Annotated in this window: 17 protein-coding genes; 10 read left to right on the top strand and 7 right to left on the bottom strand. The window is 60.9% G+C overall.

Annotated elements, in window-relative coordinates; translation table 11 throughout:
* Window positions 1-9: 9 nt before the first annotated feature.
* The 6 genes from gyrB to Q5923_RS04420 form a co-directional block, all read right to left on the bottom strand.
* Window positions 10-2,004: a DNA topoisomerase (ATP-hydrolyzing) subunit B gene (gyrB, locus tag Q5923_RS04395; protein ID WP_303132391.1), complete on the bottom strand. Its 1,995-nt coding sequence runs from the start codon at window positions 2,002-2,004 to the stop codon at window positions 10-12.
* A 154-nt stretch (window positions 2,005-2,158) separates the two neighbouring features.
* Window positions 2,159-2,698 carry a hypothetical protein gene (locus Q5923_RS04400; RefSeq protein WP_009278277.1) on the bottom strand — a complete coding sequence of 180 codons (540 nt, stop codon included), beginning with the start codon at window positions 2,696-2,698 and terminating at the stop codon, window positions 2,159-2,161.
* The gene (locus Q5923_RS04405; protein WP_303132392.1) at window positions 2,688-3,782 is read right to left on the bottom strand and encodes a DNA replication/repair protein RecF; all 1,095 of its coding nucleotides are present in this window, start codon (window positions 3,780-3,782) and stop codon (window positions 2,688-2,690) included. The genes Q5923_RS04400 and Q5923_RS04405 overlap by 11 nt, the downstream gene beginning before the upstream one ends.
* A gap of 3 nt (window positions 3,783-3,785) precedes the next feature.
* Window positions 3,786-4,889, bottom strand: coding sequence for a DNA polymerase III subunit beta (gene dnaN / locus Q5923_RS04410; RefSeq protein ID WP_303132393.1), 1,104 nt, complete (start codon window positions 4,887-4,889; stop codon window positions 3,786-3,788).
* 237 nt (window positions 4,890-5,126) lie between these two features.
* Window positions 5,127-6,644, bottom strand: coding sequence for a chromosomal replication initiator protein DnaA (locus tag Q5923_RS04415; protein WP_303132394.1), 1,518 nt, complete (start codon window positions 6,642-6,644; stop codon window positions 5,127-5,129).
* Window positions 6,645-6,728: 84 nt separating this feature from the next.
* Window positions 6,729-7,742: an ATP-binding protein gene (locus Q5923_RS04420; RefSeq protein ID WP_009278281.1), complete on the bottom strand. Its 1,014-nt coding sequence runs from the start codon at window positions 7,740-7,742 to the stop codon at window positions 6,729-6,731.
* Between the two features lie 379 nt (window positions 7,743-8,121).
* Here Q5923_RS04420 and rpmH point away from each other — a divergent pair, with 379 nt between their 5' ends.
* The 8 genes from rpmH to Q5923_RS04460 all read left to right on the top strand — a co-directional run bounded on the left by rpmH (window position 8,122) and on the right by Q5923_RS04460 (window position 12,885).
* Complete coding sequence (gene rpmH, locus Q5923_RS04425; RefSeq protein ID WP_009278282.1) at window positions 8,122-8,256, top strand: 50S ribosomal protein L34; 135 nt, start codon at window positions 8,122-8,124, stop codon at window positions 8,254-8,256.
* A gap of 7 nt (window positions 8,257-8,263) precedes the next feature.
* Entirely contained in the window at window positions 8,264-8,584 is a 321-nt protein-coding gene (gene rnpA / locus Q5923_RS04430; protein WP_040656704.1) for a ribonuclease P protein component, read from the top strand.
* Window position 8,585: 1 nt separating this feature from the next.
* Window positions 8,586-8,828 (top strand): membrane protein insertion efficiency factor YidD, encoded by a 243-nt coding sequence (gene yidD, locus Q5923_RS04435; RefSeq protein WP_050796709.1) that lies wholly within the window; start codon window positions 8,586-8,588, stop codon window positions 8,826-8,828.
* A 19-nt stretch (window positions 8,829-8,847) separates the two neighbouring features.
* Entirely contained in the window at window positions 8,848-9,606 is a 759-nt protein-coding gene (locus tag Q5923_RS04440) for a YidC/Oxa1 family membrane protein insertase (protein ID WP_009278284.1), read from the top strand.
* Window positions 9,607-9,660: 54 nt separating this feature from the next.
* Window positions 9,661-10,248: a R3H domain-containing nucleic acid-binding protein gene (locus Q5923_RS04445; protein ID WP_303132399.1), complete on the top strand. Its 588-nt coding sequence runs from the start codon at window positions 9,661-9,663 to the stop codon at window positions 10,246-10,248.
* Window positions 10,249-10,359: 111 nt separating this feature from the next.
* Window positions 10,360-11,091, top strand: a complete 732-nt coding sequence (gene rsmG / locus Q5923_RS04450; RefSeq protein WP_009278286.1) for a 16S rRNA (guanine(527)-N(7))-methyltransferase RsmG — start codon at window positions 10,360-10,362, stop codon at window positions 11,089-11,091.
* A gap of 131 nt (window positions 11,092-11,222) precedes the next feature.
* Window positions 11,223-12,023: a ParA family protein gene (locus Q5923_RS04455; protein WP_009278287.1), complete on the top strand. Its 801-nt coding sequence runs from the start codon at window positions 11,223-11,225 to the stop codon at window positions 12,021-12,023.
* Window positions 12,016-12,885: a ParB/RepB/Spo0J family partition protein gene (locus Q5923_RS04460; RefSeq protein ID WP_009278288.1), complete on the top strand. Its 870-nt coding sequence runs from the start codon at window positions 12,016-12,018 to the stop codon at window positions 12,883-12,885. The genes Q5923_RS04455 and Q5923_RS04460 overlap by 8 nt, the downstream gene beginning before the upstream one ends.
* 313 nt (window positions 12,886-13,198) lie before the next feature.
* Here Q5923_RS04460 and rlmN read toward each other — a convergent pair whose 3' ends face one another.
* Window positions 13,199-14,266 (bottom strand): 23S rRNA (adenine(2503)-C(2))-methyltransferase RlmN, encoded by a 1,068-nt coding sequence (gene rlmN / locus Q5923_RS04465; protein ID WP_009278289.1) that lies wholly within the window; start codon window positions 14,264-14,266, stop codon window positions 13,199-13,201.
* A gap of 113 nt (window positions 14,267-14,379) precedes the next feature.
* On the opposite strand from rlmN, the gene Q5923_RS04470 reads away from it, so the two are divergent.
* Together Q5923_RS04470 and Q5923_RS04475 are read left to right on the top strand one after the other, a co-directional pair.
* Window positions 14,380-15,345 (top strand): D-alanine--D-alanine ligase, encoded by a 966-nt coding sequence (locus Q5923_RS04470; RefSeq protein WP_009278290.1) that lies wholly within the window; start codon window positions 14,380-14,382, stop codon window positions 15,343-15,345.
* Between the two features lie 17 nt (window positions 15,346-15,362).
* Window positions 15,363-18,308, top strand: coding sequence for a helicase C-terminal domain-containing protein (locus tag Q5923_RS04475; RefSeq protein WP_303132404.1), 2,946 nt, complete (start codon window positions 15,363-15,365; stop codon window positions 18,306-18,308).
* The last annotated feature ends 4 nt before the right edge of the window (window positions 18,309-18,312 follow it).

Consider the following 18,312-nt stretch of genomic DNA (forward strand, 5'->3'; position numbering starts at 1 on the left):
TCCCTTCGCTTAGATGTCGAGGAAGCGCGCATCCTTGGCGTGGCGCTCGATGTAGTCCTTGCGGTACTCGACCTGCGAGCCCATCAGCCTGGACACGGCCAGTTCCGCCTTGGCCGCGTCCTCGATGGTGATGCGCTGCAGAATGCGGCTCTTGGGGTCCATGGTGGTGTCCGCGAGCTGCTGGGGATCCATCTCGCCCAGGCCCTTGTAGCGCTGGACGCTGTACTTGCGCTGCTTGCCCTCTCCGTCGCGCGGGACGTACTCCTCGATCGCCTGGGCGAGGAGGGTCTCCTCGGCGGTGCGGCCGTCGGGATAGACGTAGTGGATCCTCTTGCCCACCTTCACGCCGAAGATCGGGGGGCAGGCGCTGTAGACGTAGCCTGCGTCGATGAGGGGTCGCATGTACTTGTAGAAGAAGGTCATGAGCAGGATGCGGATGTGCGCGCCGTCGACGTCGGCATCCGTCATGATGATGATCTTGTGGTAGCGGGCCTTGGATATGTCGAAGTCCCCGCCGTCTCCCATGGAGGTCGTGACTCCCGTCCCGATGGCGGTGATCAGCGCCTGGATGGTCTCGGACGAGAAGGCCCTGTGGTCGCCCACGCGCTCCACGTTGAGGATCTTGCCGCGCAGGGGGAGGATGGCCTGGATGTCGCGGCGGCGACCATCCTTGGCCGACCCGCCTGCGGAGTCGCCCTCCACGATGAAGAGCTCAGTCATCGAGGCGTCGCGCACGGAGCAGTCCGCGAGCTTGCCAGGAAGCGCGGCGCTCTCGAGCAGGCCCTTGCGCCGCGTCGCCTGGCGGGCCTTCTGCGCCGCGAGGCGGCCCTTGGCCGCCTGGGACGCCTTCTTGAACATCTCCTTGGCCTGGTTGGGGTGCTCCTCGAGATACTCGGAGAGACCCTGCGAGACGATCTTGTTGGTCAGGCCGCGCATGTACGAACTGCCCAGCTTGGCCTTGGTCTGGCCCTCGAACTGCGGGTCGGGGAGCTTGACCGATATGACCGCCGTGAGGCCCTCGCGGATGTCGTCGCCCGTGAGGTTGCTGTCCTTCTCCTTGAGGAGGTTGTGGCTGCGGGCGTAGTCGTTCATCGTCTTGGTGAGCGCCGTGCGGAAGCCCTCGAGGTGCATGCCCCCCTCGTCGGTGTAGATGTCGTTGGCAAAGGTCATCACGGTCTCCGAGTAGCCCGCGTTCCACTGCATGGAGACCTCTACCTCGCCGCGCTTGTCGACGGGCACGCCCTCCTCGGAGCTGCCCTCGATGTAGATGGGCTTGGAGCAGCCGGGCAGGATCGTCTTGCCCTCGTTGAGGAACTTGACGAAGTCCACGATGCCGCCGGAGTAGCAGAACTCGTCCGTGCGGGGCGTGAGCTCGCGCTCGTCGACGAGGGCGATCTTGAGGTTCTTGTTGAGGAAGGCCGTCTCCTGCAGGCGGTTGCGCAGCACCTCGTAGTCGAAGACGGTCGTCTCGAAGATTTCCTCGTCGGGCCAGAAGGTGATGGTGGTGCCGGTCGCCTTGGAGCTGCCGACCCGCTTCATCTTGCTGGTCACCTTGCCGCGCGAGAACTCCATCTCCCAGATGCCGCCGTCGCGCTTCACCTGGGCCACGAGCCGCTTCGAGAGGGCATTGACGACGGAGATGCCCACGCCGTGGAGCCCGCCGGACACCTTGTAGGCGGAGTTGTCGAACTTTCCGCCTGCGTGGAGGATGGTGAGCACCACCTCGAGGGTGGGAATCTTCTTCTGCGGGTGCTTCTCGACGGGGATGCCGCGGCCGTTGTCCTCGACCGTCACCGACCCGTCGGCGTGGACGGTCACCTTGATCCTGCTGCAGTAGCCTGCCATGGCCTCGTCGACCGAGTTGTCGACGATCTCCCACACGAGGTGGTGGAGACCCGCAGAGCTCGTCGTGCCGATGTACATTCCAGGGCGCTTGCGGACGGGGTCGAGGCCCTCGAGGACCTTGATCTCGTTTCCGCCGTAGTTGTTCTCGTTCTTGGCCACGTGGTTCCTCTCTCACTCAGCGTGGTTGGTCCATGGTGCATGGGACCTTACGATTCTAGGCCACATATCCTCTCAAAATGGAGGAATTGTATTGGTACCAATGAAAAAACACCGGTCAGAATATCCATGAAACCGTCTCTGACGGCTTATGGACCTATTTTTTGGCGTCGGCACCAGATTCTCTTGCCTTGAGCGTATCACGCCTAAGGGAGAGTTCCATGGCCCGTGAGGCGTTCTGCCGAAGCCCGTCGGGGAGGTCTGAGGTAAGTCGCTCGACCCTGTCTCTCTCCGCCTCACCCAACGGCGGGAGGTCCATCGGGCGCCTCTTGCCGCTTGGCCGCGCTTCATGCGGGGCCGCCTCGATGCGCGGACGGCGGGTCAGGCGGAACTCTATGCCCGACAGCTCGAGCCCGGCGTTGGCGAGGCGCGCAAGATAGACGTCCCTGCTCGCGCTGAAGTCGGTGAGGCGGCTCGAGGAATCGACGTAGACCCCAAGGACGGGCGGGAGCGCCGGGGTGCGCCCCTTGCGGAGGAAGACTCCTGTCGTGTGGCGGCGCTCCGTGTCGCCGTTGGCTCGATACCAGATGGCCGCAGCCCTCTGGTTAGCGCTCAGTCGGCCTCCGAAGCCGCCCGAGAGGAAGCTCCCCAAAAAGCTTCCCAGGCTCTCCGGGCCCCCTCCCCCCCTATTCGCCAATGTGGACCACCTCCGCGTCCGCCAGCAGCTCCTCGGGAAAGTAGCCCAGGTTCGTCGTGGTGACCACGGTCTGCATCCCCTCCTCGACGAAGCGCGTCATGGCGCCCCTGCGGTCGGCGTCGAGCTCGCTCATGACGTCGTCCAGGAGGAGCAGGGGAAGCTGCCCCACGACCTCGCGGGCAAGGTCGACCTCCGCCATCTTCCAGGCGAGGACGATCGTGCGCTGCTGCCCCTGCGAGGCAAAGCTCCGCGCGTCGCGGCCCTCCACCCTGAAGGCTAGGTCGTCCCTCTGGGGCCCCACGAGCGTCTGCTGGCGCCTGAGCTCGTCTCCCCTGATCTTTGACAGACGGGCGAGAAAGGCGTCGCACACCTCCTCGCGGGAGAGTCCGGCGAGGTCTATGCCCAACGAGGACTCGTAGGAGCAGGACAGGCGCTCGCCGGCCGCTAGCTGTCCGTACACCTCGACGACGCGCGGGCGGAGCCTCTCGAACAGCCTCTCGCGGGCGACGAGGAGGGCCGAGCCGCCGAGCGCCAGCGAGCTGTCCCAGGCGTCGAGGAGCGAGAGGTCTGGATAGGGTTCCTTGAGGAGCCGGTTTCGCTGGTCGACCGCACGGCCGTAGGCCTGCAGGAGACGGGAGTAGCCAGGTGCGGCCTGCCGTCCGAAGTCGTCTATCTCATCTCTGCGATACGAGGCCCCCCTCTTCACGAACGAGAGGTCGTCCGGGCAGAAGAGCACCGACATGAGGGTCTGGGGCAGGTCCTGCGGGGCGCAGGCCTTCCCGTTGCGCCTCCAATGGCGCCGCGGCGGATCCGAGGTCGCCGTGCACTCGAGGTCGACGACGCGACCGTCCCCCTCGAGGCGCAGGCGCGCCCGGCCCTTGCTGGCACCTTCGCGGACCAGCTGTCCCGACCTGGGACGCCGGAAGGAGTAGCCTGCGGTCAACAGTTGCAGTGCCTCGACGGTGTTGGTCTTGCCCATGGCGTTGCGTCCCACGAGCACCGTGAGGCCCTGGCCGAGGCCCAGGTCCTGCTCGGGGAAGTTCCTCCAGTCCGTGAGGCTGAGGCTGCGGGCCAGGAGTCCCACCAGCTACATCCTCACGGGCATGAGGAGATACAGGTAGTTGATCTTCGAGTAGGACTTGAAGATGCCCGGCTGCATGGCGCTCTGGAGCTCGAGCGTGATGCTGTCCTGCCCCGTGGCGGCGTTGACGCAGTCGAAGACGTAGTGGTAGTTGAGGGCGATTGCCATGCCCTCTCCCTCGACCTCGACGGGAAGGAGCTCGGTGGACTCCCCTTGGTCGGGGGAGGAGGCGCTGAGCTTCAAGACCTTGCCGTCGGCGTCTATGTCAAAGCGCACGGAGGGGTTTGCCAGGGCGATGACGGACACGCGCTTGAGGGCGGCCGCGAACTGGGGGACGTCGATCCTCACGGAGGTCGTGCAGCTGGGGGGCAGGAGCTGGCGGTAGTTCGGGAAGGTCCCGTCTATCTTGCGCGAGACGTAGGTCGTGTTGCCAAACGAGAAGACCACCTGGCTGTCGGTGATGCCCACCATGACCTCCTCGGTCATCGAGGGCAGGGTCAGGACGTCGTGGAAGGTGTTGCCCGGGACTATGGCCACGAAGGCCTCGTCGACCGAAGAGGTCTCGGTGTTGGAGTCGCACACCGCGAGGCGGTAGGAGTCCGTCGCCACCAGCCTGATGGTGTTCTCCTCGACCGAGAGGAGGATGCCCGAGAGGATGGGCCGCGAGCTGTCCTTCGAGGTCACCTTGTAGACCTTGTCGACCATCTGGGAGAGGAGACCGCTCGGGAGCTCGATGGATCGGTCAGGGGAGAGGTCGGGGAACTCGGGGAAGTCCCCCGCCTCGAGGGTGTTGAGGCGGAACTTGCTCTTCTCGCATAAGATGAGCACGGTGTGTCCGGCGCCATCGAAACTCACGGCGCTGTCGGGGAGGGTCTTCACGATGTTTGAGAGGATCTTGCCCGAGAGCACCGTGGCACCGGCCTCCTCCACGTTCGCCTGTATCTTGTGACGGATGGAGATGGTGAGGTTGGTGGTCTGGAACTCGAGCACGCCCTCCTCGGCCTTGATGTAGACGCCCGAGAGGATGGGGAGCGTCGAGTTGGAGGCCATGCCCTTAGAGACGACCGCGAGGGCACCTGCCAGTGCCGACTGACTCACCGAGAACTTCATGAGCGACCCCTTCTATGGCTATTAGTACTTTTTTCTTATTAAGAGACAGTAGTAATAATAGAGCCTGTCGAAATGTTCAATACTTCTTAAACCTGCTGGTAGAGACTATCGTCTCAAATGTTCTGCCAGAGGCTGCCGCTCAACAATCCAAACAATCGGCCGACGTGTGGAAAACTCCTTCTACAGCTTTTGGGACTTATCCACATGAAACCGACGACCTTTCTTCCACTTTTTCCACTACCCTCCGTCGCAGATGCCGTCGTGGAGGGTCTGGATGCGGTCGAGGAAGAGGCGGTCCTCCTTCTTCGTGCGGTCGACCCACGCGATGCTGTGCTTGACCGTCGCATGGCTCCGCCCGCCGAAGCGCTTCCCTATGTCGGCGAGGGTGTTGTCCGTCAGCTCCCTGGTCATCCAGATGGCCACGTGTCGTGGCTCCATGAGTTCCTTGTTGCGCTTCGAGCCTATGAGGTCGCTGTGGGCCACGTCGTAGTAGCTCTCCACGGCCTTCTGGATCTGCTCGACGGTGACGACCCTCTGGCCCGTGGGCCACTTTGCCGCCGCGAGGCGCGCGATGTCCTCTCGCGTGAGCGCCTCCCCCTTCCTCTCCTTGCGGAAGGCATAGAGAAGACAGGTGTGGACGAAGCCCTCGATGATTCGGATGTTGGTCCCCGCGCGCTCGGCCATGTACTTGCGCATGTCCTCGGGGATGTTCCCTCCGAGGTCCGGCACGTGCTCGACGGCGGCGTCCTGCCGCATGCGCTCGTAGAAGGTGTTGATGAGGCTGAGCTTGAGCTCGTAGTCGGGCACCTGGACGCTTACAGTGACGCCGGAGTCCATGCGGCTCGTCTCGCGCTCGTCGAACTTGCTGTCGCCCATGCCAAGCTGGGAGGGCGAGCGGTCCGCGGCGCAGACTATCTGCTTGCCGCGGTCCATGAGCGCGTTGAAGGTCTCGAAGAAGAACTTGATGGTGCCCGCAGCGGTCATCATGTTCTGGACGTCGTCGATGATGAGCACGTCCACGCCCTGATAGCGCTCGGTGAGCGCGCTTCGCGCGTCGAGCTTGTCGTCGTTCCAGCCTATGCGGTACTCCTCTATGAATTCGCCTGCCGTGCGGTAGATGCAGAGGCGAGAGGGGTCGTTCCTCACTATGTAGTTCTGTATCGCCCTCAGGAGGTGAGTCTTTCCCAGGCCGCTCTTCCCGTAGACGAAGAGCGGGTTGTAGCTCTTGTTCTCGCCGTTCGCGACCTGCTTTGCGGCCTCGTAGGCGAGCATGTTCTCCTCGCCGGCGACGAAGCGGTCGAAGGTGAGCTTAGAGTCGAGGACGCTGGTGTCGTTCTGGAAGCTGTTGTTCCTCCGCCGCCCTTGCGACCTCTGGGCCTTCTGCCAACCTTCGTCCTGTCCCTGCGCGGCGACGGGCTCCCCCGAAGAGCCGGCAAGTCCGCTCAGCTCGTCGGGAGTCACGGTCGCGTTCGTCTGGATGGCGGCGGGCGCGCTCTCCTGCAGGAGTTCGACCACCAGGCTCACGTGCTGGAACGCCGCCTGCTCGAGGCATTCCTCAATGAGTGGGGTCTGCTGGACGATCTTCCTCTGTGCGAATCCCATGCTCGTCGCGATGTGCAGCTCGCTTCCGTCAAAGGCGGTCGCGTCACAGCTCCTGAGCATGGCGAGCGCCGCCGGTGCCACGCTCTTGGACGCCAGGAGCCCCAGCACGTCGTGCCAGAGTACCTTCGCGTCCGACTCTTGTACGGGATCCATGCCTCACCACTCGTCTTCGGGGATGAATGTTGAAAAGTGCACCCCATTATATGATGAAAACTCCCGAAGACGTCTGCCTCGGTCCTATATGCCCGCCGCTATCGCCCTTCCCGCCTCCGTGAGGCCCCTCTTCTGTCCGCCAACCCTCTTTGACACGAGGCCCGCCTCCTCAAGCGCCTTGAGCTCCCTCGTCCAGGTGGGTTGCGAGTTGCCAAAGCTGTTCTTGAGTTCGGTGGGCCCCACCAGTTCGTGGACCTGCAGGTACTGGAGGATGACGCGGCCCCTTTGGGAGATGTTGAGCCCTCCTACCAGCGTGCCTCCGCCCTGGGGAGGGACGACCGGCGTTCCCTGTGTCGCAATTCCCGTCTGTGCCGTGGGAGCCATGGGCTGCGCCATCGATTGCCATGCTGGTTGGACGTACCCCGGTACGGGCATGTAGCCCGCCTGTTGTTGTGCTGGTTGGTAGGCATAGGGGTATGCGAATGCCATGGGGGGCTGTGCCTGGGCGGCGACGGGAGACAACGGTTGGAGCGGCATCCCCTGACCCATCTCTTGCTCCTCCCCGCGCTCGAGCATGGAGATGGTGACCACGGTGCCGCCCTTGATGTTGTCCTCGATGCTCAGATAGCCGCCTCGGTCCTCCATATACTGCTGGGCGTAGGGCAGGCCCGACCCAACCCCCCTTATGTACCGCTTCATCTCCTCCGTGGCAGAGCTGGTGCCGTATTCCAGGGCACGTCCCTTCTCGGCTATGCCCGGCCCCTGGTCAGAGAAGCGAATCGTCTCTCCACCGTCGAGTATCGACACCGTGGGCTGCGCGAAGTAGGCGTGCACGTAGTTCTCGACGACCTCGCGTATGACCATGAAGGGGATGCCGCCACCCTGCTCCTTGCAGAGTCGTGCCACGGTGGCGGTTATCTCCTCGAGGTAGGTGCGCACGTCAGAGGGCTCCACCACCACGACCCTCGGCGCGGCCGCCGCGTCGTCGTAGACGGCGATTCGCGCCGGGAACCTCACGACGAGCTCGTCCGCTCCCCCTCTTTGGTCGTCCTGTTCGCTTCCCTCGTTCTGCACGAAGGGATAGAACGGGTGAGACATGCGCGCTTCCTCGCTTTTCGACATTCATTCATCCAAGGATGAAAACATTCACGAATGAATTTCAACAAATGAAAGTTTTCAACAGGAGATGAAATGTTGTAGATAACTGCGTATTAGTAAAATCATGTGCTGAAAAATAATAGCAGCTAGAGGTGAACTATTCGGCAATTTTTACTGTAGTCTGGATGATTTCATACGTCTCCTGGTGACTTGTGCGTCGAACGAGACGCATGCCCATCCAATTACTCGGTCGTAAAAGCGTAAAATGGGTGAATTGTTCGCCCCATAGAGCCAAAATTGACTTTTGTTGGGGCGGACCCCTACAATCTTATGGCTTGACGCTATAGGTTCGTTTATATGCTCCCAGGAGGATTCAGACATGAAGCGCACGTATCAGCCCAACAAGAGGAAGCGCGCCAAGACCCACGGCTTCCGCGCTCGTATGGCCACCAAGGGCGGCCGCGCGGTTCTCTCTCGCCGTCGCGCCAAGGGCCGCAAGCAGCTCACCGTCTAGAATTCCGATGAAGACCATCAAATCCAAGAGGGATTTTGAGAGGGTCTTCTCTGGCGGGAAGCGGGTCAACCATAGACTCGTTCGCATGGCAGTGCTCGAGGATGGCGAAGGCGGCTTGGGAAGAGTCGCCTTCGTTGCACCTAAGCGCTTGGGCTGTGCGGTCTATAGGAACAGATGCAAGAGGGTCTTGAGGGAGGGTGCACGCAGAGGTGGTCTCCCCTTGGCTGGTTACGACGTCATTCTCTTTGCCACGGGTCGTACCCACCAGAGCAGCCCGGCGGAGGTGGGAGAGGCCATTGCCTCGCTTCTCGTCCGCGTTGGTGACTAGGATGCCTGCCGTGCGCACAGGGGCGAGGGGTCTCGTCGCGGACATGCTCCTTGCCATCGTGAGGGGCTACCGGCACTACGTCTCTCCCCTCTTCTCCCCCCATTGCATCTACTCCCCCACCTGCTCGGAATATGCCATCCAGGCGATCGAGCGCTATGGCGCGGCACGGGGCGGCCTCCTTGCCGTCCGTCGCATCCTGCGTTGCCATCCCTTTCACAAGGGCGGGTTCGATCCCGTTCCCTAGTCACTAGCCCGGAGGAACCATGTGGGATTGGTTTATTAGCTTTCTGACGAACGTCCTTGCCAGCCTCGCTCGTCTCACGGGCGACTGGGGCGTGGCCGTCATCATCCTCACCTTCATCATGCGCCTCATCGTCATGCCCCTCATGACCCGCTCAACTGCCTCGAGCGCGCGCATGCAGGCCCTTCAGCCCAAGATGAAGGAGATTCAGGACCGTTATGCGAACGATCCCGAACGCCAGGCCCAGGAGATGCAGCGCTTCTACTCCGAGAACAAGTTCAATCCCCTTGGTGGCTGCCTTCCGGTGCTGATTCAGATGCCGGTCTTCTTTGCGCTCTTCACCGTCGCCCGCAACGTGCCCGCCGAGGCGCACTTCCTCAACATCATGCCCTCGCTCTCCCAGTCCGCCTCCGGCGCCCTTGCGGCAGGGGGTCTGGCAGGGGCGCTCATCTACATCATCCTCGACATCGCCTTCGGCATCCTGACCTTCGTTCCCCTGGTCATGAACCTCAAGAACACCGGTGAGGACCAGCGCCAGCAGACCCTGATCATGGGGGTCATGATGGCCATCATGATGCTCTGGTTTGGCTGGTCCGTGCCCGGTGCGGTACTGCTCTACTACGACACGTCCGCAATCTGGCAGGTAGTCCAGCAGAAGGTCGTCACCCAGCGCGTCATGGACCGCGTGAAGGCCGAGACCGAGGCCAAAATGGCCAACCAGCCCGTCCAGGTCGACGTAGTCCGCAAGGAGCGCAAGCCCCGTCCCCACAAGAAGGGCTAGCCTCCCTTGTCTCATTGATTACTTTTTTCTGCCCTAGGAAGATGGAGGTTTGACATGGAGGAAGAGGAGAAGCTCACCCTTGAGCCCAGGCCTTCCGATTCCGCGGATGTCGAAGCCGCGAATGACCGCTTCTCTGCCGTGAGGGAGCGCTTTGAGTCTGGTGTCGAGCTAGAGGACGCGGATGTGGACCTCATCGCAGACACCGCCGTCGGCTACCTCAAGAGCCTGCTCGCCTTCTTTGGCGAGACCTCGCCCGTCATTGACGAGTACGACGGCGACGAGGGGGAGCTCATTCTTGACGTGAGCGGTGGTGACCTTGCGGTTCTTATCGGTCGTCACGGCCGCACCCTTGATGCGCTTCAGATGGTACTTTCTTCTTTTATGAGTAATGAACTTAAGTTCCACTACCCGGTAGTAGTGGACATCGAGGGATACAAGACTCGCCGTCGAGAGAAGATAATGTCCCTCGCCCGTTCCGCTGCAGCACGTGCCAAGCGCCAGCACGGACAGGTGAGCCTTGCTCCCATGAATGCCTATGAACGGCGTCTCGTCCACCTCGCCCTTGTCGATGACGTCGAGGTCAGCACTCATTCTGAGGGCGAAGACCCTGATCGAAGGGTTGTCATCACTTTCGTGCGCTGATTGCTTAAGGCTGTCCATGTCGGATAATTTGGGGGAGAGGTTGAAGCCTCTCCCCCATTGTTTTGACCAAAGTTCTTGTCTGAGAAACTTTTGTCAGAAAGGCCAAACTACATGAGTCCCATTGCGGATCCGACCCAAGATCTCATCACTCTTGCCCTTTCCTATGGCATTCAGCTCAACGAGCAGCAGGCAAGTCTATTGTTGCAGCACTTGCATCTGCTGCAGGAGAAGAACAAACAAATCAACCTCACGAGAATTGTTAGCACCAAGGACGGACTATTGCGTCATATCTTGGACTCGCTTCTATTTCTGCTGCCTCTTGATTCACATGGTATTGCTAAGAATGACCTCTACGTTGATTTGGGTACAGGTGGAGGCTACCCTGGCATCCCTCTTTCCATCATGCTCCCCTGCCGCAGCATCCTTGTGGACTCGGTCGTCAAGAAGTCGAAGGCGGTCGATGAATTTCTTCTTGAGCTTGGGTTGTCAGATCGCGTGCATACGAGTTCACTTCGTGCTGAAGAGCTTGCTAAGGAGATTCCAGCTGCTGCGAGTCTGGTCTCAGCCCGGGCGCTTGCCCAGCTCTCCGTTTTGATTGAGTACTCTTCTCCCCTACTGAAGGTAGGTGGCCTTCTCATATCTTCAAAGGGCCGAATTGAGTCAGATGAAGTCAATCATGCACTTCATGTCGCACCACTTTGCGGAATGAAGCTTGTTTCACGTGAAACATGCGAACTACCCCTCGATCAGGGTCATAGGGAGATTTTTACGTTCGAAAAAATTGGGAAGGCAAAGTTGAACCTGCCAAGACATATTGGTATGGCTAAGAATAAGCCGTTGTAATGAGAGGAACGTTTCACGTGAAACAAAAGAACTGAATGATAGGGGACTTGTTTCACGTGAAACAAGTCCCCTATCATGAATGAAGCCTTTGAGACACGAAGCAAAAACAGACGGGCTATGAGGGAGGATTTGTGGGATTCAAGGATATAAAGAGGGCCTTTCCAGATAGAGAAGCAAAGGTACTAGCAATAATCAACCAAAAAGGTGGGGTTGGTAAGTCGACCACTGCCGTGAATCTTGCCGCAGCCCTAGGTGAACAAAAAAAGAAAGTCCTGATAGTAGACTTTGATCCTCAAGGGAATACCTCATCTGGCTTCGGGATTGAGAAAGAAGAGCTGGAACACGACATTTACGATGCACTGTTGCATGACTATCCCATCGAGGAACTTATAGAAGACACAATAGAGCCTCATGTCTTCGTAATACCAGCCACGATACAGCTTGCAGGTGCAGAGATAGAATTAGTCTCGGTTATGTCGCGAGAAACGATATTGAAGAGCGTACTCGAGGGAATCAAAGACGAGTTCGACTACGTCTTCATTGACTGTCCCCCGTCGTTGGGGCTTCTTACGATCAATGCGCTGGTTGCGGCAAATGCACTGCTCATCCCCATACAATGCGAGTTCTATGCCTTGGAGGGCGTGACTAAGCTCCTTGAATCGATGAAGATGGTCAAAGCGCGCTTGAATCCTGGATTGGATGTCTTTGGCGTAGTAATGACAATGTACGATGCTAGGACAACTCTTTCAAAACAGGTTGTAGAGGAAGTTCGTAAGTACTTCGGGAACAAGGTATTCAAAAGCATCATCCCTAGAAGCGTGAAGCTTTCGGAAGCGCCGTCACATGGCCTTCCGATAAATATGTATGCGCGCGTAAGCAAGGGTTCTCTCGCCTACATGAAGCTTGCAAGGGAGGTCGTGCGTCGTGGCTAGAAAAGGTGGGCTCGGAAAGGGCCTCGAGTCACTCATGGGTGGTGCCGATGCGGAAGTGAGCGCAATCACACTGTCATCAACACTGCCGCTTAGTCAAATAAAGCCTAACAAGGGCCAGCCGAGAAAGAAGTTCGATCAGCAGTCACTTGAGGATCTCTCTGATTCAATCAAGAAAAACGGGGTCCTACAACCCATCCTTGTGAGGAAAAAGGGTGCAAACTACGAGATAGTGGCAGGGGAGAGGCGCTACCAAGCTGCGAAGCTCGCTGGTCTCGAAGAGATTCCAGTAAGCATTCGAGAGATTAGTGACGATGAGGTCTTCCAACTGGCACTCATCGAAAACTTACAGCGTTCCGATCTTGATCCCATTGAGGAGGCCCTGGGATACAGGAAGCTCATCAAAGACAACGGCTTTACGCAGGAACAGCTCGGAAAGATACTTTCCAAGTCTCGCTCGGCCATCGCCAACTCGCTTCGCCTGCTTGACCTACCCCAGGAAGTCCAGGACATGATGGCGGACGGAAAGCTCACCGCTGGGCATGCAAGGGCGATTCTTGCCGTGGCAGGCGAAGAGGGGAAGCTCAAGCTGGCGCAGAAGGTGTTAGAGCAAGGACTGAGCGTCAGACAGACAGAAAACCTTGCCCCATTGTTTTCTGGCAACAATGAGACGGGGGAGAAGCCTAGGAGAGAGCCGGTGCCCCAGTCGTTCAAGCGGGCCCAACGACAGCTTCGTCTTGCATTGGATACCAACGTCAAGGTGAAGAGGGTTAGGAACAAGAACAAGGTAGAGATAGAGTTTGCGGATGAAGAGGAACTTGCGCAGCTCGTCGATAGGCTGAGCGGCGGAATGGAAGCATTGTAATGACCCATCTGAGAAGAACCATTGCAGCAGTGGTAGTCCTATCTGGCACGAGTCTCCTCTCATTTCACCTCCTGCTCAACGAGGAGGCACGGAGGTCGGTCAGGGACATGACCGAAACAGTGATGAACTCAGCTCGTCAAGTATCTGGGCTTATGGAGCGAGTCACGGGAATGGTCATGGAGGAGGAAGCACCGACCCAAGACGTAGAACAAGAATGGATACGTCTGGGCCTATAGGTCTCTTTTGACATAAGCCGATGCCCCGTACTAGAACATTTGTTCTAGTACGGGGCATCGCGTCTTGGAAGGACGAATCAAGCCATGCGGTCGATGCTTTGCTTGAGCTGCCCGCAGGCGGCATCGATGTCTGCGCCGCGCGAGTTCCTAATGGTTGCCTCTACGCCCACGGAGTTGAGCCTACGGACGAACTCCTGCGCGCGAGCGTCGGATGTCGGGCGGAACTTGCTGCCCTTCACCTCGTTGAGTTTGATCAGGTTCACGTGGGTCAGGTTGTCCCGACAGAAGTCACAGAGGGAGGCAAGCTCCTCCTCGCTGTCGTTGACACCCTTGATGAGTGCATATTCGTAGGTGGGCCTGCGCCCCGTCTTGTCCACGTATTCGCCCATGATGTCATAGAGGTGGAGCAGGGAGTACTTGCGCACGCCTGGCATGAGCATGTCTCGTGTGCGCTGCACGGCGGAGTGGAGGGATACGGCAAGGGTGAACTGCTCGGGTTCGTTTGCGAAGCGCTTGATCATGGGAATGACGCCACAGGTGGAAACGGTGAGGTGTCGAGCGCCGATTCCCGCACCCTCGGGTGAGTTGAGCCTGCGCAGCGCGGCGAGCGTCGCGTCATAGTTCATAAGAGGTTCGCCCTGTCCCATGAGGACGACGTTCGTCACGCGCGTTCCGAAGTCGTCACGTACGTGCATGACCTGTTCATATATTTCTCCTGCCGTGAGAGAGCGCGTGAGGCCGGCAGCCCCTGTCGCACAGAAGGCGCATCCCATGGCACAGCCCGCCTGCGAGGAGGCACAGACCGCGAGGCGATCCCTGTTGGGCATGCCCACGCACTCGACCGAAACCCTATCAGGAAAGCGCAGGAGGTACTTCCGACTGCCGTCAGCGGAGACCTGGCGCGCGACCTCCTCGACCCCGCCAAGGCTACAGCGCTCGGCAAGTTGTGCCCTAAGGGACTTTGGGAGGTTCGACATCTGCTCGAAGGAGCTGACGTTCTTCTCCCATATCCACTCCTCGATCTGCTTGGCGCGGAACTTTGGCTGCCCGAGCTCTTCCAGAAGGGAGAGGAGCTGTCCGTGGGACAGGCTGTGGAGGTCGACTCCGGGCCTTGTCCCACCAGCCGCGTTGTTGTCGTCTTGCATGTTTTGGACCCCTCAAACTGTCTGGATGCGAGGCTGGAGTATCCTCGTCATCTAGGTGTTTTTCCTGCAAGAAGAGTCTAGCGCACGGCGCTCGCGCCCTAAGGAGTCCAGGAATGTCGAAGACCGACGTTACACAAAGCAAGCTCGTGGTCCTTGCGGGCGGATGGTCCGACGAGAGGGAGGTCTCTCTCGAATCGGGCAAGGCTTGTGCGAAGGCGCTTGCCGAGGCGGGCTTCTCTGACGTCACCCTCTTGGACGTCGCCGCGCCAGATTTCGTTGGGGCGCTCGTCTCGGGGGGATACGACGTGGCCTTCGTTGCCATGCACGGACGTTACGGCGAGGACGGCTGCATTCAGGGGATGCTTGAGGTCCTGCACCTGCCTTACACCTTCTCTGGCGTGCTCGCATCAGCCATGGGAACGGAGAAGGAGGTTGCCAAGGCAATCTATCGCCAGGCGCAGATACCCGTTCCCGAGGGGGTGGACCTCCCTGGCGACGTCGCCCTCACAGACAAGCAGGCAGAGGAGCTCGTAGCCAATCTCGGGCTTCCCGTCTTCGTGAAGCCCGCCGCCAACGGGTCGAGCTACGGCATCACCAAGGTCACCTCCGCGCGCCAGCTCGCCCGCGCCGTGGCCCGGGCAGGGGAGGGAGGATGCCGCGTCCTCGTCGAATCCTGCGTAGAGGGGACGGAGATCACGGTTCCCGTCGTGGGAAACGAGGAGCCCGAGGCCCTGCCTGTGGTGGAGATTGTGACCAACGCGGAGTTCTATGACCTCAAGGTAAAGTACGAGCCATCCGAGCTCCACCACGTCATTCCCGCCCGCATCCCAGAGGAAAGCTACGCGAGGGCCCAGGAGCTGGCCATCCGCGCGCACCGGGCCCTGGGCTGCAGGGGCGCCTCGAGGAGCGACTTCATCGTCCGCGCCGACGGCATCCCCGTCATCCTCGAGACCAACACCATCCCCGGCATGACGGAGATGAGCCTGCTTCCCGATTCCGCGCGTCACGCGGGAATAAGCTTCCCGGATCTTTGCAAGCGCTTCGTGGAGCTTGCCCTCGAGGGCAACGACCAGGACTAGGGAGTGACGGGAGCAGCATGAGCGGGATGGGACCCCTGGCGTCGCCCGTCGACGAGATTCTCCTGCCGGGCACTCCGGAAGAGGTTGCCGAGCGCTATCGCAGTCTTGAGCGCCGTGCCACAAAGACCTCGTTCGACCTCCTCGAGGAGGACATAGTCGTCCTTGACACCGAGACGACGGGCCTCTCGTTCAAGGGCTGCGAGCTCATCGAGGTGGCCGCCGCCCGCCTGAGCGGACGCGAGGTGGTGGAACGCTTCCACAGCTTCGTGCATCCCCATCGACCCATCCCATCCGAGATATCGGCGCTCACGGGGATATCGAACGCCGACGTGGCCCTCGCGCCCGAGGCGCCCGATGTCATTGGCAGGCTCGCGGACTTCGTCGGTGGAGTCCCCGTGCTTGCGCACAACGCGACATTCGACAGGACCTTCGTGGAGTCCGTGCCCGGCGGTAAGGACGTGAGTGATAGTTGGATAGATACGCTAGCGCTCTCACGCATCGCGCTGCCGCGCCTCTCGACCCATCGCCTCGCCGACATGGCGCACGCCTTTGGCTGTGATGCGGTCACGCATCGCGCCATGGCGGACGTTGACGCGCTGTGTGGAATGTGGCGCGTCATACTCCTGGGACTCAGTGACTTGGGGCCCGGCCTTCTGGGTCGTCTCGCTGACATGCACCCCGAGGTGGACTGGCCCTTCCGACCCGTCATCGGCCACCTCTCCCAGGAGCAGGGCCAGGCGACCTTCTCGCTGAGGCAGGCCAGGAGGGACCTGCTTGCCGGCGAGCGTCCAGCCATGAGGGCGGAAGCGCCGGATGGGGGAGAGGAGCCCGTCTCCCCCTCGCCGGAGGAGGTGACGGCGCAGTTCAGGCGCGACGGCCTGGTCGAGCGCATGTACCCGTCCTTCGAGTGGCGACAGGAGCAGGAGCAGATGGCCCTGGAGGTCAGGGATGCCCTCGCAAGCTCCTCGCACCGCTCTATCGAGGCGGGCACCGGGGTGGGGAAGTCCATGGCCTACCTGCTTCCCGAGCTCATGTTCGCACAGAGGAACGGGCTGACCGTGGGGGTCGCCACGAAGTCCAACGCCCTCACTGACCAGCTCATATCCCAGGAGCTTCCCGCCCTCGCGCGGGTTCTCCCAGATGGGCTCAGTTTTACGAGCCTCAAGGGCTACGACCACTATCCCTGTCTCCACAGGCTCGAGACCTCGACCTACGCCGAGCTGCCCCTCTCGCTCGTGGACGGCATGGGAAAGTCGCCACGGACGACGCAATCCGAGATGCTCACGGCAATCGCGGTGAGCTACGCGTTCTGCCTGCAGTCCCCCCAGGGCGACCTCGACGCGTTGGGCATCCGCTGGCGCTACGTTCCACGGCAGATGCTCTCCACCACGGCCAACGAGTGCCTGAGGAACCGCTGTCCCTTCTATCCCAACGAGTGCCTGGTCCACGGCGCCCGCAAGAGGGCGAGCCAAAGCGACGTCGTGGTCACGAACCACTCCCTCCTGCTCCGGGATATCGACCTCGATGGACAGATTCTGCCCCCCATCAGCCATTGGGTGGTGGACGAGGCACACGGCTTCGAGGGCGAGGCCCGCCGCCAATGGGCGCGTGAGTTCTCGGGCGACCTGGTGAGGCGCGGCTTCGAGCAGCTGGGGAGCAGAAAGACCGGCACCCTCCACAACCTCATGGTCCAGGTTTCGGGTCTTGCCGAGGCTACCCTCTACCAGCGTCTTCTCACCAAGCTGTCCGCGTCGTCCGCCCGCGCCTCCGTGTCCTGCGTGGACTTCCTCCTGGCCTTGCATGGGCTTGCCGGTCAGGCAGAGGGGTCGGGCGACTATGACCGCGTGAACGTCTGGATTGACGCGAGGCTGCGGGAGAGCGACGAGTGGGGGTCGCTGAAGCAGGTGGGCGACGTCTGCCTGAGACGCCTCGAGGAGGCGGAGAAGGACGCGCGAGAGGCGGTTGAGACCCTCTCCGAGGTCGACGCTCCTCTGGCAGGCGACCTCAGGGCATCGACGAGCTTCCTGGGGCAGCTGGGGGAGTCCCTCTCGCTCGTCTTGGACGGGAGCGACCAGAGCTACTTCTACTCAGCAGAGCTCGCCCGCCGCAAGCGGGACATGCCATCAGAGCGCCTCGTGGCGGAGAAGCTCGAGGTCGGACCCGACCTGGCCGAGAGATGGCTGTCGCAGATGCAAAGCGTCGTGTTCACGTCGGCCACCATGGCCGTCGGAAAGAGCTTTGAGCACTTCGACCATTCCGTGGGGCTCGATGCCCTAGGGCCTGACGCCCATCGTGACCTCCGCCTCGACTCGAGCTTTGACTACGAGGACAACATGTCGGTCGTGGTGTGCAAGGACATGCCCCAGCCCAACGACCCACGCTATCGCGAGGCCTTGTCCCAGCTCCTCGTGGACGTCCACACGGCCATGGGCGGCTCGGTGCTCACCCTCTTCACCAACAGGCGTGACATGGAGCTCGTCTACCAGCAGGTGCTTCCCCGCATGCATGAGCGGGGACTTGAGCTGATCATGCAGGAGCGTGGCGCGTCACCGCGCAGGCTTCGCGACCAGTTCCTCGCCGACCGCTCCCGCTCCCTCTTCGCCCTGAGGTCCTTCTGGGAGGGATTCGACGCGGCAGGGGACACCCTCCGTTGCGTCGTCATACCCAAGCTGCCCTTCGCCAGTCCCAAGGACCCTTTGGTGAGGGAGAGGGAGCTTCGCGAGGACCGCTCCTGGTGGCGCCATTCCCTCCCCGAGGCGGTCATCTCGGTCAAGCAGGCGGCAGGGCGACTCATCAGAAGCTCGAGCGACACCGGCGTCCTCGTGCTCGCCGACTCACGCCTGGTCAGCAAGCGCTATGGGCGCCAGTTCACGAACTCCCTGCCCAAGCAGCCACCCTGCGAGCTCGAGTGCGGGAACGTGGGGAAGTACATCAGGATGTGGCGGGCGGGCCACGAGTCGTAGGGAG

Origin of the sequence: uncultured Olsenella sp. (assembly GCF_959602185.1) — a bacterium.
GTDB lineage: Bacteria > Actinomycetota > Coriobacteriia > Coriobacteriales > Atopobiaceae > Olsenella_I > Olsenella_I phocaeensis.

Excerpts from the sequence above, each read along its gene's own strand:
- dnaN (WP_303132393.1), bottom strand. The coding sequence starts at position 4,889 with ATGAAGTTCTCGGTGAGTCAGTCGGCACTGGCAGGTGCCCTCGCGGTC.
- Q5923_RS04415 (WP_303132394.1), bottom strand. The coding sequence starts at position 6,644 with ATGGATCCCGTACAAGAGTCGGACGCGAAGGTACTCTGGCACGACGTG.
- Q5923_RS04420 (WP_009278281.1), bottom strand. The coding sequence starts at position 7,742 with ATGTCTCACCCGTTCTATCCCTTCGTGCAGAACGAGGGAAGCGAACAG.
- rpmH (WP_009278282.1), top strand. The coding sequence starts at position 8,122 with ATGAAGCGCACGTATCAGCCCAACAAGAGGAAGCGCGCCAAGACCCAC.
- rnpA (WP_040656704.1), top strand. The coding sequence starts at position 8,264 with ATGAAGACCATCAAATCCAAGAGGGATTTTGAGAGGGTCTTCTCTGGC.
- yidD (WP_050796709.1), top strand. The coding sequence starts at position 8,586 with ATGCCTGCCGTGCGCACAGGGGCGAGGGGTCTCGTCGCGGACATGCTC.
- Q5923_RS04440 (WP_009278284.1), top strand. The coding sequence starts at position 8,848 with ATGTGGGATTGGTTTATTAGCTTTCTGACGAACGTCCTTGCCAGCCTC.
- Q5923_RS04445 (WP_303132399.1), top strand. The coding sequence starts at position 9,661 with ATGGAGGAAGAGGAGAAGCTCACCCTTGAGCCCAGGCCTTCCGATTCC.
- rsmG (WP_009278286.1), top strand. The coding sequence starts at position 10,360 with ATGAGTCCCATTGCGGATCCGACCCAAGATCTCATCACTCTTGCCCTT.
- rlmN (WP_009278289.1), bottom strand. The coding sequence starts at position 14,266 with ATGCAAGACGACAACAACGCGGCTGGTGGGACAAGGCCCGGAGTCGAC.
- Q5923_RS04470 (WP_009278290.1), top strand. The coding sequence starts at position 14,380 with ATGTCGAAGACCGACGTTACACAAAGCAAGCTCGTGGTCCTTGCGGGC.
- Q5923_RS04475 (WP_303132404.1), top strand. The coding sequence starts at position 15,363 with ATGAGCGGGATGGGACCCCTGGCGTCGCCCGTCGACGAGATTCTCCTG.